The sequence below is a fragment of the Actinoplanes subtropicus genome (assembly GCF_000721705.1).
GTDB classification, from domain to species: domain Bacteria; phylum Actinomycetota; class Actinomycetes; order Mycobacteriales; family Micromonosporaceae; genus Actinoplanes; species Actinoplanes subtropicus.
Window position 1 is genome coordinate 126,440 of the sequence record NZ_JOJL01000005.1, and the last position, 19,010, is coordinate 145,449.

The following is a 19,010-nucleotide window of genomic DNA, read 5'->3' on the forward strand; positions in this document are numbered from 1 at the left end:
TCTGATCGACCCTATCCCCGCCCGCCGCCGCCCGGATCCGGCTCCGAGAAGTAGTCGCGGAGCGTGGCGATCTGCCCGTCGCGGAGGCGGAAGATCTGCACGAGCGACATGGTCGTCCTGTCCTGGAAGGCGACGTCGATCTCGGCGATGAAGACGTCCGGATCGGCGGTGTCGTGCAGTACGTAGCCGGTCCGTTCCGGGTCCATGGCGCCCAGGTCGGTCAGCGTCCGGTGGTACGCTCTGGTCCCGGCCCGGATCGCCGCCCGGCCCACCAGGTGGTGGAGTGGATGGTCGGCGGGCACGAGCGGCGCGTCATACACGCCGTCCTCGGTGAACAGGGCGGCGATCGCCTCCGGGTTCCGGGTGATCGCGCCGGCGTAGACGTACCGCTCGAAGATTTCCTTGTGTGTCAGGGCCACTCTCCAACCTAGCGCGGCCTACGGGTTCCAGATGCCGGTCGCGGCGGCGGTGCGGACGAAGTCGCGGAAGTCGCGGAAGTCGCGGGCCTCGTGGCCGGTCACCCGCTTCACGTCGTCGGTGGGGTGGGCGTTGCGGCCGTCGAGGATTCGCTCGAACAGGGCGGCCAGTTCGGCGGCCTCGCCGGGCGGCACGCCCTCGGCGGTCATCCGGGCCGCGCATTCCTCGGTGGTGACCCGTGCGAAGCGGACCGGGCGGCCGGACGCCGCCGCGATCAGGTCGGCCGCCTCCGTGAACGTGACCGGGCGCGGGCCGGTCAGCTCGTACGTCCGGCCGCGGTGGCCGTCCGCGGTCAGCGCCGCGACGACCACGTCGGCCACGTCCGCCAGGTCGACGAACGGCTCCGGCGCGTCGGTCGGCAGCGGGATCACCCCGGCGAGCACCGGCGGGAGCAGGAAGTGCTCGGTGAAGTCCTGCGCGAACCAGGTCGAGCGGACGACCGTCCACTCCAGACCGGACTCGCGCACGCCGCGCTCGCTGCGTTCGGCCTCCTCCTCGCCGCGGCCGGACAACAGCACCAGGCGGCGCACGCCGGCGTCCCCGGCGAGCCGCGCGAACGCCGCGATCGATTCCGCGGCGCCGGGGAACGCCACGTCGGGATAGTAGGTGACGTACGCGGCGGTGACGCCTTGCAGCAGCGGCGTCCAGGTCGCCGGGTCGGCGTTCCGGTCGAAGGCCGGCCGGGAACCCACGCGGCCGCGCAGGCCCCGGGCGCCGAGACGGTCGACGACCCGGCGGCCGGTCTTGCCGGTGCCGCCGATCACCAGGTAGGTCGAGTCATCAGTCATGTGCCCATTACCGCCGAGGCCGGCGGGGCGCGACCATGGCCGAGCGACGCAGGCACATACGCGATCGTCCAACCCGCGCGGGCCGGGGTACGGTGAGCCGGTACCGCACGGGAGCGGGTCGTCCATCGGTATGCGCTTTCCCCGGCGCGCTCCTCGTGGAAGGTCCGCTCATGCTGATCCGTCCGTTCGTGCGCGGTGACCGCGAACAGGTCACCAGTCTGGTCAACGCCCACATCGCCGCCGTGGTGCCCGGGGTGTCGGTGTCCGTGCAGGCCCTGCTCAGCCAGCTGGAGCGGGAGCCGGGCGAGTACATCGTGGACCGGTGGGTCCGCGAGCGGGTCACGCTGGTCGCCGAGCAGCGCGGGCGGGTGGTGGCCGCCGCCCATCTGCTGCGCTACGGCGACGGCGCGGACACCGGCGAGCACTACCGGGACGCCGGCGAGATCCGGTGGCTGGTCTGCTGGCCGGACGCGCCCTGTTGGCCGGACGCGTCGGCGGGCGGGGAAGCGCTTGCCGTGGCCTGTCACGCCCAGTTCCAGCGGTGGGGCGTCGGCCGCCGGCTCGCGGACGGGGCGCTGCCGGCGCCGGGCGTGTACGGGGTGCCGGAGCAGTGGCCGCACATCCGGGCGTTGTACGAGCGGATCGGCTTCCGGCACGACGGCCCCACCGAGGTGGTCCACCTGGCCCGGGTCGAGGCGCTGGCCCGGCCGGAGGCGCCGCTGACCGCCCGCCGCACGGTCGGCATCAACGGCACCCGGCTCACCGCCGTGCTGGACGGCCGGGACGTCGGCTACATCGAGGTGGACACGAACCTCGACGGCGGGCCGCGGGTCTCCCGCACCGGGACGTGGGCGGATGTCGGGAATCTGTGGGTGGAGCCGGAGCACCGCCGGCGCGGTTTCGGCCGCTGGCTGGTCGGCGCGGCGGCGGACTGGCTGGAGCTGGGCGGCACGACCCGGCTGCTGGACTACTCGGACACGACGGAGGAGAGCTATGCGGCCTTCCTCGCCGCGGTGGGTTTCATCGTGCTCACCCGGACCGCCCGGGGCTTCAAAATTTCCTGACCGATCCCTGTGACACTCCGGGCCGACAGCTCGTCTCTCTTGCATGACAATCGCCACCACGCTGCCGGCACATCGGGGAGCCGTCCTTGGCCAGCACCATGACCGAGCTCTTCCGGGCGTACTGGCGCACGATCGTGGGATACCTGGCCCGCCGCACCGGAGACCCCGTGCTGGCCGAGGAACTGGCCCAGGAGACCTTCGCCCGGGCCACCGCGGCGTTCCTCGGCTGGCGGGGCGGCTCGCCGGCCGCCTGGCTGCTGGCGATCGCCCGCAACGTGCTGATCGACCACCAGCGCAGGGGCCGGCGGCTCGTTCCGATCGACCATGCCGAACTGCTGCCGGCCTCGGCGCACGGACACGACGAGGTGGAGATGCGGGACCTGTTGTCCCGGCTGCCGGACGCCGGCCGGCGCCTGCTGGAGCTGGTCTACCTCGACGGTTTCAGCCAGGCCGAGGTCGCCGCGATGACCGGTCGCAACCCGGCGGCCGTACGCACGGCGGTCTGGCGGGCCCGCGATGCGCTGCGGGCCCTGCTCACCGAGGCGGACGCCGATGACCGAGCCTGACCTCCCCGAGTTCACGCTGCCCGAACTGCCCGAGGTCGACGACGCGGCGATCCGCCGGGCGGTGCGCCGGGGTGTCCTGCGCGCCGGCCTCAGCGCCGCCGCCTGGCTGCTGCTCGCCGTGGTCCTCGCAGTGGTCGCCACCGGCACGGTGACCGCGCTGAGCACCCGGCGGTTCGCCGAGGTCGTCTACGACGGCGCGGTCGCCGCCCACCCCGAGTACGAGGTCAGCGGCATGAGCTGCGGCGGCGGCCTGACCTCCGGCACCGTACGGCTCGACCTGCGCGCCCGCGGCGACATCGGCGGCTCCCCGCAAACCACCGGCCAGATCCGCCGCTCCTTCCTCGGCGACGTCGAGGTCGACCTGGGCGACAGCGCCGGCACGCCGGTCGGGCGGGCGCTGACCCGCGGAATCCCCGCCAAGGCCGCCACCCGGGCCCTGCTCGCCAAGGTGCCGGACGTGGTCGCCGCGTCGGCCGTCGTCCACTTCACGACGCCGCAGACCGCGGCCGCGGTCATCGACCGGTACGGCCAGGACGCGATCCTGTTCACCCCGCCCCCGGGATCGGATGCCCTGGTCGGCTGGCCCGACGCCGGCGACCTGGCACGGTTCACCCGGTGGGCCGGCGACCTGCGCTCCGGCGACGACGAACTGCTGGCCACGATCGGCCTGCCGCCCGCGGCGACGCTGCGCGACGTGGCCCGCGACCCGCGCATCGCGGCCGTGATCGTCGACCGGGCCACCCCCGCCCAGCTGCGCACCATCCTCGACGACCCGTTGGTGAGCGGCGTGACCCTCGCCGACCTCAACTTCGACCCCACCGCCCTGCCCCAGTGACCCGCCGAAAGGACCCGACCACCATGCCGAGCCGCCCCTCCACCGCGCCGATCGCCCTGCTGCTCACCGCCGGCATCGTTCTGCTGGCCCTCACCGCGGTGATCCCCACCACCACGGAGTCGGTCGTCTACCCCGACTCGGTCACGGCGGGGCAAGCGGTTACCTCGCACACGGTCAGCTCGACCGACCCGACGGCCCTGACCATCGCGATCGTCCTGCTGGTGCTCGCGGTGACGTCCTTCACCGGAGCCGGCCTGCTGTGGCGCCGCCGCCGCGCCGCCGGCCGGCGGTAAGGGTTTCCCCACGCACGCAGAATGAAGGGTCAGGGGCAGCGTCAGCTGGGCCCCTGGCCCGCCCTCGGCGTGAGCGACGGTCTGCACCACCCACCCAGGCACGACATGAATTTGATCTTGCTCTAGTACCGGCATCTCAGGACTTCGAGTGTGTGCCCGGGCACTTCCACCTGGCCGCCGGCACGGGCTGTGCGGCGGCGCGTCGCCAGCAGCGGATCGGCGGTGTTGACGACGACCTCCCAGGTGCGGCCGAAGTCGCGCGGCGGCAGCGTGAACGGGACCGGCTCGCCGAGCGGGTTGAACAGCAGCAGGAACGAGTCGTCGGTGATCTCCTCGCCGAGGGCGTCGCGTTCGGGGAGGCCGTGCCCGTTCAGGAAGACCGTCATGGTCATGCCGCTCTGCGCGTTCCAGTCGTCGGCGGTCATCGGCTCGCCGTCGCGGCGCAGCCAGGCGATGTCCGGCACCTTGGTGTCGCCGACGACGTCGCCGGTGAAGAAGCGGCGCCGACGGAAGATCGGGTGCTCGGCCCTTAAACGCGTCAATCGACGGACAAATCCAGTCAAAACATCTTGATTTCGGGCTTCCTCCCAATCGACCCAACTGAGCGAATTGTCCTGGCAGTAGACGTTGTTGTTGCCGCCCTGCGTGCGGCCGAGCTCGTCGCCGTGGGCGATCATCGGAACGCCCTGGGAGAGGAGCAGCGTCGCCAGGAAGTTGCGTTTCTGCCGTTCGCGCAGCGCCACGATGGCCGGGTCCTCGGTCGGGCCCTCGACGCCGCAGTTCCAGGAGCGGTTGTAGCTTTCGCCGTCGTGGTTCTGCTCGCCGTTGGCCTCGTTGTGCTTCTCGTTGTACGAGACCAGGTCCTCGAGCGTGAACCCGTCGTGCGCGGTGACGAAGTTGATCGACGCGGCCGGGCGGCGGCCGTCGTGCTCGTAGAGGTCGGAGCTGCCGGTGAAGCGGGACGCGAACTCGCCGAGGCTGGCCGGCTCGCCGCGCCAGAAGTCGCGCACCGAGTCCCGGTACTTGCCGTTCCACTCGGTCCACAGCGGCGGGAAACCGCCTACCTGGTAGCCGCCGTCGCCGACGTCCCACGGCTCGGCGATCAGCTTCACCTGCGACACCACCGGGTCCTGGTTGACCAGGTCGAAGAACGCGGCCAGCCGGTCCACCTCGTGGAACTCGCGGGCCAGGGCCGCCGCCAGGTCGAAGCGGAACCCGTCCACGTGCATCTCGGTCACCCAGTACCGCAGCGAGTCCATGATCAGCCGCAGCGACTCGTGGTGCCGCACGTTCAGGCTGTTCCCGGTGCCGGTGGTGTCGTAGTAGTACTGCTTGTCCGCATCCACCAGGCGGTAGTACGCCGGGTTGTCGATGCCGCGGAACGACAGCGTCGGCCCGAGGTGGTTGCCCTCGGCCGTGTGGTTGTAGACGACGTCCAGGATGACCTCGATGCCGGCCTGGTGCAGGGCCTTCACCATGGTCTTGAACTCCTGCACCTGCCCGCCGCGCCCGCCGAACGAGGCATAGTCGTTGTGCGGGGCGAAGAAACCGATCGTGTTGTAGCCCCAGTAGTTGGTCAGCCCCCGGTCGAGCAGCACCGAGTCGTGCACGAACTGGTGCACCGGCATCAGCTCGACCGCGGTGATCCCCAGCGACTGGAAGTGCTTGATCATCGTCGGGTGGGCGAGGCCGGAGTACGTGCCGCGGACGTCCTCGGGGATCCCCGGGTGCCGCATGGTGATGCCCTTGACGTGCGTCTCGTAGATGACCGTCTGCCACATCGGGATCCGCAGCGGCCGGTCGTTCGCCCAGTCGAAGAAAGGGTTCACCACAACGGATTTCTGCGCGAACGGCCCCGAATCGCCGTCGTTGCGCGACAGCGGGTCGCCGAACCGGTAGGCGAACAGCGCCTCGCTCCACTCGTTGCGGCCGTCGATCGCTTTCGCGTACGGGTCGAGCAGCAGTTTCGAAGGATTGCAGCGCAACCCGTTGTGCGGGTCGTAGGGCCCGTGCACCCGGTAGCCGTAGCGTTGGCCGGGCACGATCCGCGGCAGGTAGCCGTGCCAGACGAGCGCCTCCCGCTCGGGCAGGTCGACCCGCGTCTCCGTGCCGTCGTCGTCGAACAGGCACAGCTCGACCCGCTCCGCGACCTCGGAGAAGACCGCGAAGTTGGTGCCGCCGCCGTCGTACGCCGCCCCGAGCGGATATGGATTCCCCGGCCAGACCGTGATTCCCATGGTCCCGAGCCTACCTACCGATCGTCAGCGAGCCGAAGATCGGCGAACGGGGCGGTGCCGTACCTCTCCGGTCCGAAGGTCAACTTCACGAAAATCAAATTCCGGTCGTGCCTGGTTGCATGGTGCAGACCGCCGCTCATTGGTGGAACGCTTGGTGCTCCCTGGAGGGCGGCCTCGCTCAGGCTCCCGACGCCGTACGGCAACTCATGGCAGACCTGCACGAACCGGTCGCGGAGATCACCAAGCAGCCCGTCGTTTCGATCAGTAGAGGCTTGGCAGGATGGCATTGACCGCGGCGTTGAAACGGCCGAGCAATGGCTCGATGTGCCGGCTGGCCTCCTTGGCGGATTCGAGGTCCTTGGCCCAAACCGATTTCCCGGCGACCGTCCTCAGCTCGTCCGCCAACGAACGCATCTTCTCGTCGAAAACGCGAGCTCGCGAGGACTCGAGGCGCAGAAGCGCCGTGGACCAGCCGGTGGCCGTCGGCGTCTCCCACTGACGGGCGTGCCATTCTCCGGTTTCACGAAACTCGTCCAGGAGGCGATCGAGTTCCGCGTACGCCGCGCCGATCAGGTCCGTAGCCGCGGATTGCAGAGCCAAGACGCTCTCGCGTTGGAACGCGTCGCGCATAGCCTTGCGCTCACGCTGGTGCTGCTGTTCGCGCACAGTGCTCTCGCGTTGATTGACAAGTCTTTCCCGATAGATCGTGAGGATCGAGGTCGTGAGCGAACCAAGGAGGACCCCCGCGAATCCGAAGATCGCTGCAATCATTCCGCTCTCCTCGCTGGAACGCAATCCTGGCGGACGCCCGGCCTCGTTACTCGCCGAGTGTGTAACACATCCGGTCAAACCGAATGTGTGGCGAGGGCGCGATCCGCACCGTCCGTCGCGCAATGCACGCCGACCAGGAACACGTCCAAATCTGCCAGCAGCACAGCCAAATCGGCACGCCAGCTGGGAAACTCGATGACGTGCTCGACGATCAGGTAGGTTCCACGCATCCAGAATGGCCCCTCGATCGCTACGCGGCGTCACACCAATGCTTTGCCGCTGGGTAGGGAGCGCGCCATGACAATGCGTCCGGCTGCTGGGGCGTGCATAGCGGCGTAGGCGCTCAGCGAAACCCGTGGCTTGCCTCAGCTGCGGATGTCTCAATAGGACGAGACACGTACGGGGTGGAGGCTCGATGGCTGGTGTTGGCACGTACGACGCGCCGTCATCGCCGTCATGGCGCACACCGAATGCCGGACTACCCAACCGTGCTGCACGAGGTCGCCCCCGCTCTGCGCCCCGGCGGCGTGTTCGTTCATATCGGCGTGCACCCGTGCTTTTGCGGAGGTTTCGCCGACCGGGCCGACGCCGACGCGGTTGTCATCCGGCCCGGCTATCTCGACAGCCGGTGGACGACGGCATCCTGGACCGATCAGGGCATCCGCGACAAGGTAGGCGCCATGCATTGGCCCTTGCCCGAGCTCCTGCACGCGTTCCTCCCGGCGGGACTGTTGTTCGAGCAGTTCATCGAGGGCGGGGCACCCACGCCGACCGTGCTCGCCGCACGCACGCGAAAACCTTGATCGCGACGCGCTCGTGGAGGCGCTCGACCTAGCCATCGAGCATTAGCCTGGCGCGGTGCGGTGGAATCTGGGCGAACTCCTCGCGAAGCATGATGTACCGGGCGCGCAGGTCGCCGTGCTCGCCGGCGGAGAGATCTGGGACGAGGCCGCGGGCGTGCTGAGCCTGCGCACCCGGGTCGAGACCACGACCGACTCGGCGTTCAAGATCGGATCGATCACCAAGATCTGGACGGCCACGCTGATCCAGCAACTGGTCGACGACGATCTGCTCGATCTCGACCGTCCCGTTCGCGACTATCTGCCCGGCTTCCGGCTGAGCGACCCGGCCGCCACCGAGTCCCTGACCGCCCGCCACCTGCTCACCCACACCGGCGGCATCGACGGTAACCACTTCATCGACACCGGCCGCAACGACGACGCCATCGAGAAGTTCGTCGCCGCCCTCGCCGAGGCTGACCACCTGCTGCCGCCCGGCACCCTCTTCTCGTACTCCAACAGTGGGTACGTGGTGCTCGGCAGGCTGGTCGAGGTGTTGCGCGACAAGCCCTTCCATGACGTGCTCCGTGAACGACTCGTCACGCCCCTGAACCTGCACACCGCCGCGACCGACCCCTACGAGGCGATCCTGAATCGCGCCGCGGTCGGCCACATCCAGACCGGACGAACGGTCGTCCCGACGAAGCAGTGGGCGGTTTCCTACTATTCAGCGCCCAGCGGCTCGCATCTCGCGGTCAGCGCACGCGATCTGTTGGAGTTCGTCCGCCTGCACCTCACCGATCGTCCGCTGGCGGCCCTGCGCGAACCGCAAAGGGAATCCGTGCCGGACTTCGGTGGCGGCGTCGTCGGCTGGGGGCTTGGCTGGATGCTCTACCAGGACGGCGTCGTCGGCCACACCGGTGTCTCCAAGGGCCAGAAGGCATTCCTCCGCGTCGCTCCATCGGCGGAAGTCGCGGTGGCCGTGCTGACCAACAGCACGGGCGGCGAACCACTGGCCTACGAGATATTCGGCGCGGTGCTACGAGACCTCGCGGGTGTCGAAACAGCGCCGCTACCCGTGCCTCCCCGGAAACGAACCCGCATTGATGCGAGCCGTATGTGCGGCACGTACCGCTCCACCCTGTACGACATCACGCTCACCACCGAACACGACCGCGCGTTTCTCACCTACCACCCACGCAACGAACTCGCCGAGTCCTTCCTCGGCGGCCCCGAAAGCCGCGTCGAGGTCCTCCGCCTCAACGACAGCTCGATCATCACCGCCGAAGCGAAGCCCAACGGCTACCAGGTCCTGTCCCTGGTCGGCTCCGACGGACACGGACGCGCCCGCTTCCTGCACGACGGCGCCGCCGCATATCGCATCGACTGATAGTCAAACGCGGGTGCCGAGACTCGGCGACATCTAGCGGCCGAAGTCACGGGCAAGCCGATCCGAGTTCGCCGCAACCGGCTAGCTCCTGGTGAGCACCGGGGCGTGCTCTCGGGCGCGCCGAACCTGAGTGGGCCAGCACGGATCGACCTGATCCGGCCTACGACAGGAGAACGCCGCATGACGAACTCGCAGACCGGCATCGTGACCCCGCGCACCACCCGCCGTCGTCAGCTGACCCGGGTGCTCACCGTCGGAGCCCTGGCCGCCGCTGCAGCCGTCAGCATGGCCGTCCCCGCCCAGGCCGCCACGGTCACCGGCTACCACGTCGCCGGGATCGGCAGCGCCGGCGCCCCCGTGGTCGGCGACCCGCGGGCCACCACCGCCACGCCGATCACCCGGCTCGCCCAGGGCACCGCGCTGACCATCGACTGCGGCGTCCGGGCCCGGGGCGTGCACCGCGACACCGTGTGGCACCACATCACGTCGCCGGTCAGCGGCTACGTGTCGGACTACTACACCGACACCCCCGGCTTCAGCCAGTTCCTCCGCGGCGAGGCGACCTGCACCGGCAGCAGCACGCCGGCCACGCCGGCCGCCCCGCCCGCGCCCGTGCCGCCGGCCACCGGCACGCCGGTCGCCACCCGCGGCGCGACCACCGACTACAACGAGGGCTACGCCGGCTCCTGCGTCTTCTACGTGATGGACCGGTTCCACCAGATGACCGGTGTCTACCCGAAGGCGTTCGGCGACGCCCGCTACCTGGCCTCCGGCGCGGCCGCCAGCGGCTGGACGGTCAGCGACCGGCCCAGGGTCAACAGCATCGCCATCTTCCAGCCCGGCCAGAACGGCGCCGGCGGCCCGACCGGCCACGCCGCCTGGGTCGAGCAGGTCAGCGGCGGCCAGATCTACATCGCCGAGATGAACGCCCCGAAGCCGTACGTCGTCACCCACCGCTGGCTGACGCCGGTCGCGGGCGTGCGGTTCATCTACGTCCCCTGATCGCGCGACTGTCGTTTCCGTCCAAGACGGCCGGCGCCACCCCGATCTAGCGTGGTGCCGGCAGATCGCCCGAGGACGAGGGGACGGCACCGTGCGAAAGTTGGTCTACACCGGATTCATGTCGCTCGACGGCGTGGTGGACTCGCCCGGCGGCGGTCCCGGGGAGGAGCACCGCAGCGGCGGGTGGGTGTTCAAGGACCTCGAGTTCGTCCCGGAGGCCTGGACGCTGAAGGGCGAGGAGCTCGCCTACACGACGGCGCTCATGTTCGGCCGCCGCAGCTACGAGGCGTTCGCGCCCGTCTGGCCCGGCTCGGCGGACCACGCCGACTACAAGGAACTGCCCAAGTACGTGGTGTCGGCCACGCTGCCCGACGACGCCCTCGTCGACGGGTGGGGGCCGCTGACGATCCTGCGCTCGACCGCCGACGTCGCCGCGCTCAGGGAGGGCGAGGGCGGTGCGATCCTCATCCACGGGAGCGCGGAACTGGCCCGGCGGCTGTCCGACGCCGGCCTGATCGACCAGTACAACCTGCTCGTCTTCCCGGTGCTGCTCGGCGCCGGGAACAGCCTGTTCGGCCGGGCCGACCGGGACAAGCACATGCTGACGCTGCGGGAGTCGGAGAGCTACTCGAACGGGATCCTGAAGCTGGTCTACGACGTCCGGCGCTGATCGAGGTCGAGGCCGATCGCACCGCCGGCGCCCTCGCGGAGCTGCCCGGCGGTGCGTCCGACGTACGAGCGCAGCGCCCGGGCCAGGTGCGGCTCGTCGAAGTAGTCGAGCTTGGCGACGACATCCGCGGCCGTGTCGCCGGCGGCCAGCAGTTGCGCCGCCGTGCGGGCGCGCTCGATCTGCCGGACGGCGCCCCGGGTCAGCCCGGTCGCGGCCCGGAACCGGCGTTCGACCGTACGCCCCGAGACCGCCGGCCGATCACCCCGCAGCACCTCGGCGAGGAGCGGGTCACGGACCACACTCCCGGCCCGGACGAGCCGGTCGACCAGCGCCTCGGCGTCGTCCGGCCCGGGTGTCTCCCACCGCGTGCCGTCCAGCCGGAACGTCCGGCGCGTGGTGTCGGGCAGCTCGATGCCGCCGTCGACCAGCGCCGGCGTGGGCACCTGCCGCAGCGAGGTGCCCACCGCGAAGTCGATGCCGGTGAACGTCGCGCCCTCCGGCACGGGCGCCGGGCGGGTCCGGGTCTCCGGGCCGGTGATGCTCGCGTACGCCCGGCCGGCTTGTTCCCAGAAAACGAGGCCCCAGCGCGCCCCGGCGACGGACGCCATCGTGGTGACCTGCTCGCTCGTGCACGTCCAGACGGCGTCGACCCATGGCGAGTCCGACCCGCGCGTCCTGAACCGCAGTTCCACCGGCGAAGGATACGACAGCCGTTCGTGATTGAATGGGCGCAGCATCGCGTGCCGGTGGCGGGCAGCGCCAGGCATGGAGGTGTGGAACCGAAGGGACGCCCTTCGTGGCTTCTCCCGACCGCGACCGCGCAGTCCTGGCGCCTGCGGCTCTCCGGCGACGGCGCCCGGGCCGCCCGTCTCGACACTCCGGCGCCCGGCGACGAAACCGGGACCCCAGCGCCTGAGGAGAACCTGACTGGCAGGTTGACGGCCGACGTAGCATCGTCGCTGTCATGAGAATCTCTCGTTGGTGGCGAGTGGCGGCGCTCGGCATGGCTCTGGCCCTGCCGGCGGCCTGCAGTAGCGGCAGCAACGCGGACAAAGCGGGCGGTTCCTGGCATTCCGCCCAGCCCTCCGCGGAGCCCACCACCAGTCCCTCGGAGGAGACCTCGGCGCCGACCGGGAAGCCCGTGCACGTCCGGTTGTTCCAGGGCGACGGCTCGACCTGGGGCGTCGGCATGCCGATCATCGCGTACCTGTCCGCGAAGATCACCGACGCACAGGAGTTCGCCGCCGGGACGACCGTCACGGTCGACGGCCAGCCGGCCCAGGGCGCCTGGTATTTCGAGCGGTCCGCGATCTACAAGGGCTATCCGCTCGAGGCGCACTACCGCACCGAGAAGTACTGGCCGGCGCACGCGAAGATCCACATGGACCTCGCGGTGAAGGACAAGCCGGCCGGCACCGGCATGTACTTCGACAACAGCCTGACCCTCGACATGAGCACCGGCGCCGCCAACATCAGCCGGATCGACGGCAAGGCCGAGCGCATGGTCGTCACCTCCGACGGCAAGCAGGTCTTCTCGTTCCCGGTCTCGCTGGGCAAGGCGAGCACCCCGACCTTCGGCGGCACCAAGATCGTGATGGAGAAGGCCAAGGTGCAGCGCATGGTCGGGCCCGGCTACGACGAGAAGGTGCCCTGGTCGGTCCGGGTCACCAACTCCGGCGAGTTCGTCCACTCGGCGGCGTGGAACGGCGGCAACATCGGCCAGCGCAGCACCTCGCACGGCTGCACCAACCTGAACGTGTCCGACGCCCAGAAGTTCTTCGGCTTCGCCCAGGTCGGCGACGTGACCGTCTACACGCATACCGGCGGGCCGACGATGCCGAGCTGGGACGGCTACGGCGACTGGAATCTCTCCTGGAGCACCTGGCAGGCCGGCGGTGCCGTCCACGCCTGACCTGCCGATCGAGACGTACGACGAGTTCGAGGGCCCCGAACTCGACGGCACGCGGTGGCACGACGCGCTTCCCCCGGATCCGCACGCGCGGGTCGTCGTCGGGGGCGGCGAGGCGCGGATCACCATCCCGGCCTTCTCGCTCGCCGACGACCGGCTTCAAGCGGCCGACAGCGTCAAGTTCCTGGCCCTCTCCACCCGCGACTTCGAACTGCCCGCCACCTTCGCCGCCGACCTCGCGATCGAGAACGCCGGCGGCGACCCGGGCGACTACCGTACGGCGATCGCCTGCCTGCAGGTCGCCGACCTCGCGGACACCCACCGGGTCTTCTCGGTCTGCGGCACCTCGACCCGGGTCCTGGCCATGCACGAGCACCTGGCCCCGGACGCCACCGGCGAGGCCTTCATCCACGTGGCCGAGTCGCCGTACCAGGACTTCGGCGACGACTTCACCCGGTTCCGGGCCTGCGAGGTGACCCTCGACCCGGCCACCCACCTGGTGACCTGGCGCGTCGACGGGCGCACGATCTACCACGCCTACGAGCCGCACCTGCCGGAACGGGCCCGGATCGGGCTCGGCATCTTCACCATGCTGCCGATCCGGGACGGGCACAGCCGGTCGCTGCGCGGGCAGGGCATGACCGCCCGCTACCGGCGGCCACGCGCGCTCGGGGTGCCGAACCTCCATTGATGGTCAAGAATAGAGATCGGTGCCTGCCCGGCCGGGCGGCGCGCTACTAGAGTCGACCTGGCGACGGTGCTGGGGCACGGGCCGCCGCTTCGGACGAGGCAGGTGGTGGCCATGAGTTCTGAAGTGGACGGCAGGATCGCCCGGCGCTGGTCGGCCGCGCTCGGCTCGCTGCGACGCCGGTTCGGGGGTACGGAGCAGGCCAGGGCGGCGGAGGCCGGGCCGGAACCGGCCATGTGGACGACCGTCGTCGCCACCTCGGCCAAGCGCTCGCTCGGCCTCGTCGACCGGCTGATCCACCGGATCGACAAACTGGAATTCGGCGAGGCGGACCCGGCGCGCCTCGCCGAACTGTTCGAGCTGGACCATCTGATCACCCAGATCCGGCACCACGAGCGCAGCCTGCTGGTGCTCGCCGACGCCGACGCGGCCGCGGTGCGCCGCAGCGCGGAGAGCCTCACCGACGTGCTGCGGGCCGCCCAGTCGGAGATCGAGCAGTACACCCGGGTCGACGTCGTGGTGACCGACCTCGAGCTGAGCGTGGCCGCGGCGGCCGCCAACGACCTCGTACACCTGATCGCGGAATTGCTCGACAACGCCACCAAGCACTCCACGCCGGACACCACGGTCATGATCGAGGCGCATCGCGCGGAGGCCGGCGTCGTGATCGGCATCACCGACCGCGGGCCCGGCATCCCCGTGGCGGAACTGGGCCGGCTGAACGACCGTCTCGGCCGGGAGGAGGGCGACGTCGGCGGCATGCTCGGGATGGCCGTGGTCGCCCGCCTGGCCGCCCGGCACGGCGTCACGGTGCAGCTGCGCCGCACCGAGGACGGCACCGATGCCCAGGTCACCCTCCCGGCCGCGCTGATCGTCACGGCCGAGGACGCGCCCGAGCCGATCCCGGCCACGCTCCCGCATCGTCCGGTCCGCGAGCCCGGCGCGCCGCTGGCCGACCGGGTGCGCTCGGCGGTCGGCCCGCGGGCCGAGGAGTCCGGCGGCGACTTCCGCCTGCGGGAGGGTGCGGCCGAGATCGTCGTGCGGGTGAAGGACAACCCGCCGATGGTCGACGTGCTCTCCCCGATCCGCACCGAGGTCGACGCCAGCGAGCGGCTCTACGCGCAGCTGTCCGAGCTGACCGCCGGCATGCCGATCGGCCGCCTCTACTGGGCGGACAACACGGTCTGGTGCTCGGTCCCGGTCTTCGGCCACGATTTCCAGCCGTCCCACGTCAAGCTGGCCGTGCAGGTGATGACCGGGCTCGCGAAGGAGCTCGGCGAGAAGAATGCCTGGCCCGTGTGACCTGGGTTGCTGCATCATGCACTTTTGCGCGGGGTAGAACTGAGGCGTGCCGCGTCGCTATCTGATCCTCGCCATCTGCTGCATGAGCCTGTTCATCGTGGGCCTGGACGTCACGATCGTGAACATCGCGCTGCCCTCGCTGCGGTCCGACCTGCACGCCTCGGTGGCCGGCCTGCAGTGGGTGATCGACGCGTACACGCTGGTCCTGGCCGGCCTGCTGGTGCTCGCCGGCTCGACCGCCGACCGGATCGGCCGGCGGCGGATCTTCCAGACCGGGCTGGCGCTGTTCACCGCCGGGTCGCTGCTGTGCAGCGTGGCGCCGGGGCTGGGCTGGCTGATCGCGTTCCGGGCGATGCAGGCGGTCGGCGGCTCGATGCTCAACCCGGTGGCCATGTCGATCATCACGAACGTGTTCACCGAGCCCCGGGAGCGGGCCCGGGCGATCGGCGTGTGGGGTGCGGTGGTCGGCTTCAGCCTGGCGCTGGGGCCGGTGGTGGGCGGCGCGTTGGTCGACTCGCTCGGCTGGCGGTCGATCTTCTGGGTGAACGTGCCGGTCGGGATAGCGGCATTCCTGCTGGCCGCCCGCTTCGTCCCCGAGTCCCGGGCGCCGCACCCGCGGCGGATCGACCCGGTCGGGCAGGTGCTCGTGTTCCTGGTGCTGGCCGGGGTCACCTACGGGATCATCGAAGGGCCGGTGGCGGGCTGGTCCTCGTACCCCATCTGGGGTTGTTTCTTCGTCGGCGCCCTCGCCCTGGGCGCCCTCCTCATTTACGAACCGCGGCAGCGCGAGCCGCTGATCGAGTTGCGGTTCTTCCGCAGCGTGCCGTTCAGCGGCGCCACTTTGATCGCGGTGTCGGCGTTCGCGTCGCTGGCCGGCTTCCTGTTCCTCAATTCGATCTATCTGCAGGACGTACGCGGGCTGTCTCCCCTGCACGCGGGACTGTGGACGCTGCCGATGGCGGCGATGACGGTGATCTTCTCGCCGCTCTCCGGCCGGCTGGTCGGCTCGCGCGGCGCCCGGCTGCCGCTGGTGCTGGCCGGGGCCGGGCTCGTGGCCAGCATGCTGCCGCTCGCCCGGCTCACCGCGGACACGCCGTTCTGGCTGCTCAGCGTCTGTTACGTGCTGTTCGGGTTCGGCTTCGCGATGGTCAACTCGCCGATCACCAACACCGCGGTCTCCGGCATGCCGCGCGAGCAGGCGGGCGTGGCGGCGGCGATCGCGTCGACCAGCCGGCAGGTCGGCGGCGCGCTCGGCGTGGCGGTACTGGGCGCGGTGGTCTCCTCGGCGACCGGCGGCGACTTCGCGGCCCGCAGCCACGCCGGCTGGTGGATCATCGCGGCGCTGGGCGCGGTGGTGCTGACGTTGGGCCTGGTCACGACCGGGCGATGGGCCCGCGCGACCACCGAACGGGTGGCGCCGCGACCCGCGCCGCCGATGACGGCAAAATTAGCTCCGTGAAACTCAAGCGAGTCGTGGCGGTCGCGGGTTCCGTCGTGGTTCTTCTCCTTGGTGCGTACGCCGGGTTCCTCGGCCACCGATCGCGGCACCCGGTGTCGCTCGCGCCGACGGGCCCGTACCCGGTGGGCCGCGGCGAGCAGGAGATCGCCGACCGCTCCCGGACCGACGAGCTCGCGCCGCTGGGCGGCAACCCGCGGGTGCTGTCGGTCTGGCTGTGGTATCCGGCGGCGGCCACCGGGCAGCCGGCCGAGTACGCGCCCGGCGCCTGGCGGGGCCTGCGCAAGTTCGGGTGGGGGCAGACCTCGTTCGACCGGGTGCGCACCGGCACGTACGAGAACGTGGCCTTTGCCTCCGGGGTTTTTCCGCTGGTGGTGCTGATGCCCGGGCTGGGTTTCTCGGCGCCGCAGTATCAGGCGATCGCGGCGGGGATGGCCAGCCGCGGTTACATCGTCGCCGGGGTGACGCCGACCTACAGCGCCAACCTGTCGGTGATCGGCGGCCACGCGGTGAAGGCATCGGCGGCGGGTGATCCGTCCGATCTGGCCGGTCCGCGCGGCGACGGGCTGGCGGCGGTGTGGGCGGGCGACGCGCGGTTCGCGGCCCGCCAGGTCGGGGTGCTGCTCGGGGCGCACGTCGACCGGCGGAAGGTGGCGTACGTCGGGCACTCGTTCGGCGGGGCGGCGGCGCTCGAGGCCTGCCGGGTGGATCCGGCCTGCACCGGGGCGGTGGATCTGGACGGGACGCCGTACGGGGCGGTGGTCACCGAGGGACTCCGGAAGCCGCTGCTGATGCTGAGCTCGGGCTCGGGCGGGGCGGATCGCGACCCGTCGACCCGCGCCGTGCTGGCCGCGAGCGGGTCGGCGGCCTGGTCGTACACGATCGACGGGGCCCGGCACTTCGACTTCACCGACTACGCGGCCTACTGGCTGGCGGCGCCGGTGCGCGCGATCCTGCCGCTCGGAAACTCGCGGACGCTCGCCATCACCGGGTCCTACCTGGCAGCCTTCCTGGCGGCCGGGGCGGCCTTCTACGCGCCGGCGGCCGCCGGGGTCCGGGCCACCTATGTTGATCATCGTTAGCGGAGCGCCCGGGACAGGCAAGACCACCCTCGCGCACCTCCTGGGCCGCCGCATCGGCTGCCCGGTGATCAGCCGCGACGAGATCCGGGAGGGCTTGGTGCACGCCGGCACGCCCGACGACCGTTTTGCCCTGACATATCGGCTTTTTATTGATGTGGTCACGACTTTTGCTGACGCGGGGGTCACGTCAATCGCCGAGGCCGCTTTTCAGGACCACAACTGGCGACCGCTGCTCGACCTCGGCCCCACCCGGATCCTCCGCTGCGTGAGCGCGTCGCAGCGGGTGGTACCCCGGGCCGCCCACCCCGGCCGGCCGGTGAGCATCGACGACTGGGTACCGATCGACTCCCCCGCCCCCACCCTGATCGTCAACACGACCGACGGCTACTCCCCCGGCCTCGACGAGATAGTCACCTTCGCCGCTACAGGTGCTTGATGAAGCTGGGCTCTCGTCCGGCGGACGGGTCGCAGTCGCAGCTCCACAGAGGAATCTTGTCAGTCGCCCGCCCCGCGCGGGCCGGTCACTCCCGGTCCCAGGCGGCGCTGCCGATCGGCGGCGGAACGTCGGTGGGGACCGGCAGGCTCACTGACCGGCGGCGCGGCTGGCCAGCACCTGCCGCCCGTGTGCCTCCCAGCGGTCGTGGGCCTGCGCGTACTCCCGCTCCCACGTCTCCCGCTGCGCCTCGAAGCCCTCCAGCCACTCCCCCGTCTCCGGGTCGAAGCCCTCGGGGTAGATGTAGTTGCCGTCTGCGTCGTAGGCGGCGCTCATCCCGTACAGCGTGGGGTCGAAGTGCTCCTCGCCCTCGACGAAGATCTCGTTGGCCTGTTTGAGGGACAGCGAGATGCGCCGGCGCTCGAGGTCGATGTCGGTGAGCTTGGCGAGGACCTCGTCGCCGACCCCGACGATCTGCTCGGGCCGCTCGACGTGGCCCTCGGCCAGCTCGCTGATGTGCACCAGGCCCTCGATGCCGTCGTCGACCCGGACGAACGCGCCGAACGGCACCAGCTTGGTCACCACGCCGGGGACGATCTGGTTGATCACGTGGGTGCGGGCGAAATGCCGCCAGGGGTCCTCCTGGGTCGCCTTGAGCGACAGCGAGACCCGTTTCTTGGCGACGTCGACGTCGAGCACCTCGACCTCGACCTCCTGCCCGACCTGCACCACGTCGGACGGGTGGTCGATGTGCCGCCAGGACAGCTCGGAGACGTGCACCAGGCCGTCCACCCCGCCGAGGTCGACGAACGCGCCGAAGTTGACCACGCTGGAGATGACGCCCTTGCGCACCTGGCCCTTCTGCAGCCGGGAGAGCAGGTCGCCGCGGATCGCCGTGCGGTTCTGCTCGAGGTACGCCCGGCGGGACAGCACCACGTTGTTGCGGTTCTTGTCCAGCTCGATGATCTTCGCCTCGAGCTCGCGGCCCACATACGGCGCGAGGTCGCGGACCCGGCGCATCTCGACCAGCGAGGCGGGCAGGAAGCCGCGCACGCCGATGTCGAGGATCAGGCCGCCCTTGACGACCTCGGTGACCGGGCCCTTGACGAACCCGTCCTCCTGCTTGATCGCCTCGATCCGCTGCCACGCCTCTTCGCGCAGAACCTGAGCGGGATCGGGCTCGGGCGCGGGGTCAGGCCCGGAAACGGCCTCGGCCTCGGGCACGACCTCGACCGGCTCCGCGACGGCAGCGGGAACCGGATCAGGCG

The 19,010-nt window shown here is 70.7% G+C and carries 20 protein-coding genes and 1 pseudogene; 14 read left to right on the forward strand and 7 right to left on the reverse strand.

Annotation, left to right across the window (positions count from 1 at the left end):
* Positions 1-11 precede the first annotated feature (11 nt).
* Both IH26_RS0109155 and IH26_RS0109160 read right to left on the reverse strand, forming a co-directional pair.
* Positions 12-419, reverse strand: a complete 408-nt coding sequence (locus IH26_RS0109155) for a nuclear transport factor 2 family protein (RefSeq protein WP_030435699.1) — start codon at positions 417-419, stop codon at positions 12-14.
* Between the two features lie 18 nt (positions 420-437).
* Positions 438-1,265, reverse strand: a complete 828-nt coding sequence (locus IH26_RS0109160; protein WP_030435700.1) for a Rossmann-fold NAD(P)-binding domain-containing protein — start codon at positions 1,263-1,265, stop codon at positions 438-440.
* A gap of 170 nt (positions 1,266-1,435) precedes the next feature.
* On the opposite strand from IH26_RS0109160, the gene IH26_RS0109165 reads away from it, so the two are divergent.
* From IH26_RS0109165 to IH26_RS0109180, 4 genes are all read left to right on the forward strand, one after another.
* The gene (locus IH26_RS0109165; RefSeq protein WP_030435701.1) at positions 1,436-2,329 is read left to right on the forward strand and encodes a GNAT family N-acetyltransferase; all 894 of its coding nucleotides are present in this window, start codon (positions 1,436-1,438) and stop codon (positions 2,327-2,329) included.
* Positions 2,330-2,415: 86 nt separating this feature from the next.
* The gene (locus IH26_RS55690) at positions 2,416-2,895 is read left to right on the forward strand and encodes an RNA polymerase sigma factor (RefSeq protein ID WP_157437125.1); all 480 of its coding nucleotides are present in this window, start codon (positions 2,416-2,418) and stop codon (positions 2,893-2,895) included.
* The gene (locus IH26_RS0109175; protein ID WP_030435703.1) at positions 2,882-3,730 is read left to right on the forward strand and encodes a hypothetical protein; all 849 of its coding nucleotides are present in this window, start codon (positions 2,882-2,884) and stop codon (positions 3,728-3,730) included. The genes IH26_RS55690 and IH26_RS0109175 overlap by 14 nt, the downstream gene beginning before the upstream one ends.
* Positions 3,727-4,023, forward strand: a complete 297-nt coding sequence (locus IH26_RS0109180) for a hypothetical protein (RefSeq protein ID WP_030435704.1) — start codon at positions 3,727-3,729, stop codon at positions 4,021-4,023. Before IH26_RS0109175 ends, IH26_RS0109180 begins: the two co-directional genes overlap by 4 nt.
* A gap of 122 nt (positions 4,024-4,145) precedes the next feature.
* Here IH26_RS0109180 and glgX read toward each other — a convergent pair whose 3' ends face one another.
* The 3 genes from glgX to IH26_RS59640 form a co-directional block, all read right to left on the reverse strand.
* Complete coding sequence (gene glgX / locus IH26_RS0109185) at positions 4,146-6,254, reverse strand: glycogen debranching protein GlgX (RefSeq protein WP_034214388.1); 2,109 nt, start codon at positions 6,252-6,254, stop codon at positions 4,146-4,148.
* 267 nt (positions 6,255-6,521) lie between these two features.
* On the reverse strand, positions 6,522-7,031 hold the full coding sequence (locus IH26_RS0109190) for a hypothetical protein (protein ID WP_030435706.1): 510 nt from the start codon (positions 7,029-7,031) through the stop codon (positions 6,522-6,524).
* Positions 7,032-7,105: 74 nt separating this feature from the next.
* A complete protein-coding gene (locus IH26_RS59640) occupies positions 7,106-7,261 on the reverse strand; it encodes a phosphotransferase-like protein (RefSeq protein WP_157437126.1) in 156 nt (51 codons plus the stop codon).
* Between the two features lie 258 nt (positions 7,262-7,519).
* On the opposite strand from IH26_RS59640, the gene IH26_RS0109200 reads away from it, so the two are divergent.
* The 4 genes from IH26_RS0109200 (at position 7,520) to IH26_RS0109215 (ending at position 10,872) form a co-directional block, all read left to right on the forward strand.
* Positions 7,520-7,834, forward strand: coding sequence for a hypothetical protein (locus tag IH26_RS0109200; RefSeq protein WP_157437127.1), 315 nt, complete (start codon positions 7,520-7,522; stop codon positions 7,832-7,834).
* A 55-nt stretch (positions 7,835-7,889) separates the two neighbouring features.
* Complete coding sequence (locus IH26_RS0109205; protein ID WP_030435708.1) at positions 7,890-9,200, forward strand: serine hydrolase domain-containing protein; 1,311 nt, start codon at positions 7,890-7,892, stop codon at positions 9,198-9,200.
* Positions 9,201-9,380: 180 nt separating this feature from the next.
* Positions 9,381-10,202 carry a CHAP domain-containing protein gene (locus IH26_RS55695; RefSeq protein WP_030435709.1) on the forward strand — a complete coding sequence of 274 codons (822 nt, stop codon included), beginning with the start codon at positions 9,381-9,383 and terminating at the stop codon, positions 10,200-10,202.
* 91 nt (positions 10,203-10,293) lie between these two features.
* Positions 10,294-10,872 (forward strand): dihydrofolate reductase family protein, encoded by a 579-nt coding sequence (locus IH26_RS0109215; protein ID WP_030435710.1) that lies wholly within the window; start codon positions 10,294-10,296, stop codon positions 10,870-10,872.
* Here the strand turns inward: IH26_RS0109215 and IH26_RS0109220 are convergent.
* Positions 10,854-11,564 carry a helix-turn-helix domain-containing protein gene (locus IH26_RS0109220; protein WP_030435711.1) on the reverse strand — a complete coding sequence of 237 codons (711 nt, stop codon included), beginning with the start codon at positions 11,562-11,564 and terminating at the stop codon, positions 10,854-10,856. The two genes, IH26_RS0109215 and IH26_RS0109220, sit on opposite strands and share 19 nt — an antisense overlap.
* A 272-nt stretch (positions 11,565-11,836) precedes the next feature.
* On the opposite strand from IH26_RS0109220, the gene IH26_RS0109225 reads away from it, so the two are divergent.
* The 6 genes from IH26_RS0109225 (at position 11,837) to IH26_RS57035 (ending at position 17,745) form a co-directional block, all read left to right on the forward strand.
* Positions 11,837-12,784 carry a L,D-transpeptidase gene (locus IH26_RS0109225; protein WP_084598750.1) on the forward strand — a complete coding sequence of 316 codons (948 nt, stop codon included), beginning with the start codon at positions 11,837-11,839 and terminating at the stop codon, positions 12,782-12,784.
* Positions 12,768-13,472: a DUF6081 family protein gene (locus IH26_RS0109230; RefSeq protein WP_030435713.1), complete on the forward strand. Its 705-nt coding sequence runs from the start codon at positions 12,768-12,770 to the stop codon at positions 13,470-13,472. Before IH26_RS0109225 ends, IH26_RS0109230 begins: the two co-directional genes overlap by 17 nt.
* 111 nt (positions 13,473-13,583) lie before the next feature.
* Positions 13,584-14,771, forward strand: a complete 1,188-nt coding sequence (locus tag IH26_RS0109235) for a sensor histidine kinase (protein ID WP_157437128.1) — start codon at positions 13,584-13,586, stop codon at positions 14,769-14,771.
* Between the two features lie 46 nt (positions 14,772-14,817).
* Positions 14,818-16,230, forward strand: coding sequence for an MFS transporter (locus IH26_RS0109240; protein ID WP_030435715.1), 1,413 nt, complete (start codon positions 14,818-14,820; stop codon positions 16,228-16,230).
* The gene (locus IH26_RS59645; RefSeq protein WP_169789737.1) at positions 16,227-17,309 is read left to right on the forward strand and encodes an alpha/beta hydrolase; all 1,083 of its coding nucleotides are present in this window, start codon (positions 16,227-16,229) and stop codon (positions 17,307-17,309) included. Before IH26_RS0109240 ends, IH26_RS59645 begins: the two co-directional genes overlap by 4 nt.
* Positions 17,293-17,745, forward strand: coding sequence for a P-loop nucleotide/nucleoside kinase family protein (locus tag IH26_RS57035; protein ID WP_030435764.1), 453 nt, complete (start codon positions 17,293-17,295; stop codon positions 17,743-17,745). Before IH26_RS59645 ends, IH26_RS57035 begins: the two co-directional genes overlap by 17 nt.
* Positions 17,746-17,892: 147 nt before the next feature.
* Here the strand turns inward: IH26_RS57035 and IH26_RS53340 are convergent.
* A pseudogene (locus IH26_RS53340) lies at positions 17,893-18,897 on the reverse strand (S1 RNA-binding domain-containing protein); the annotation flags it as partial.
* Positions 18,898-19,010 lie beyond the last annotated feature (113 nt).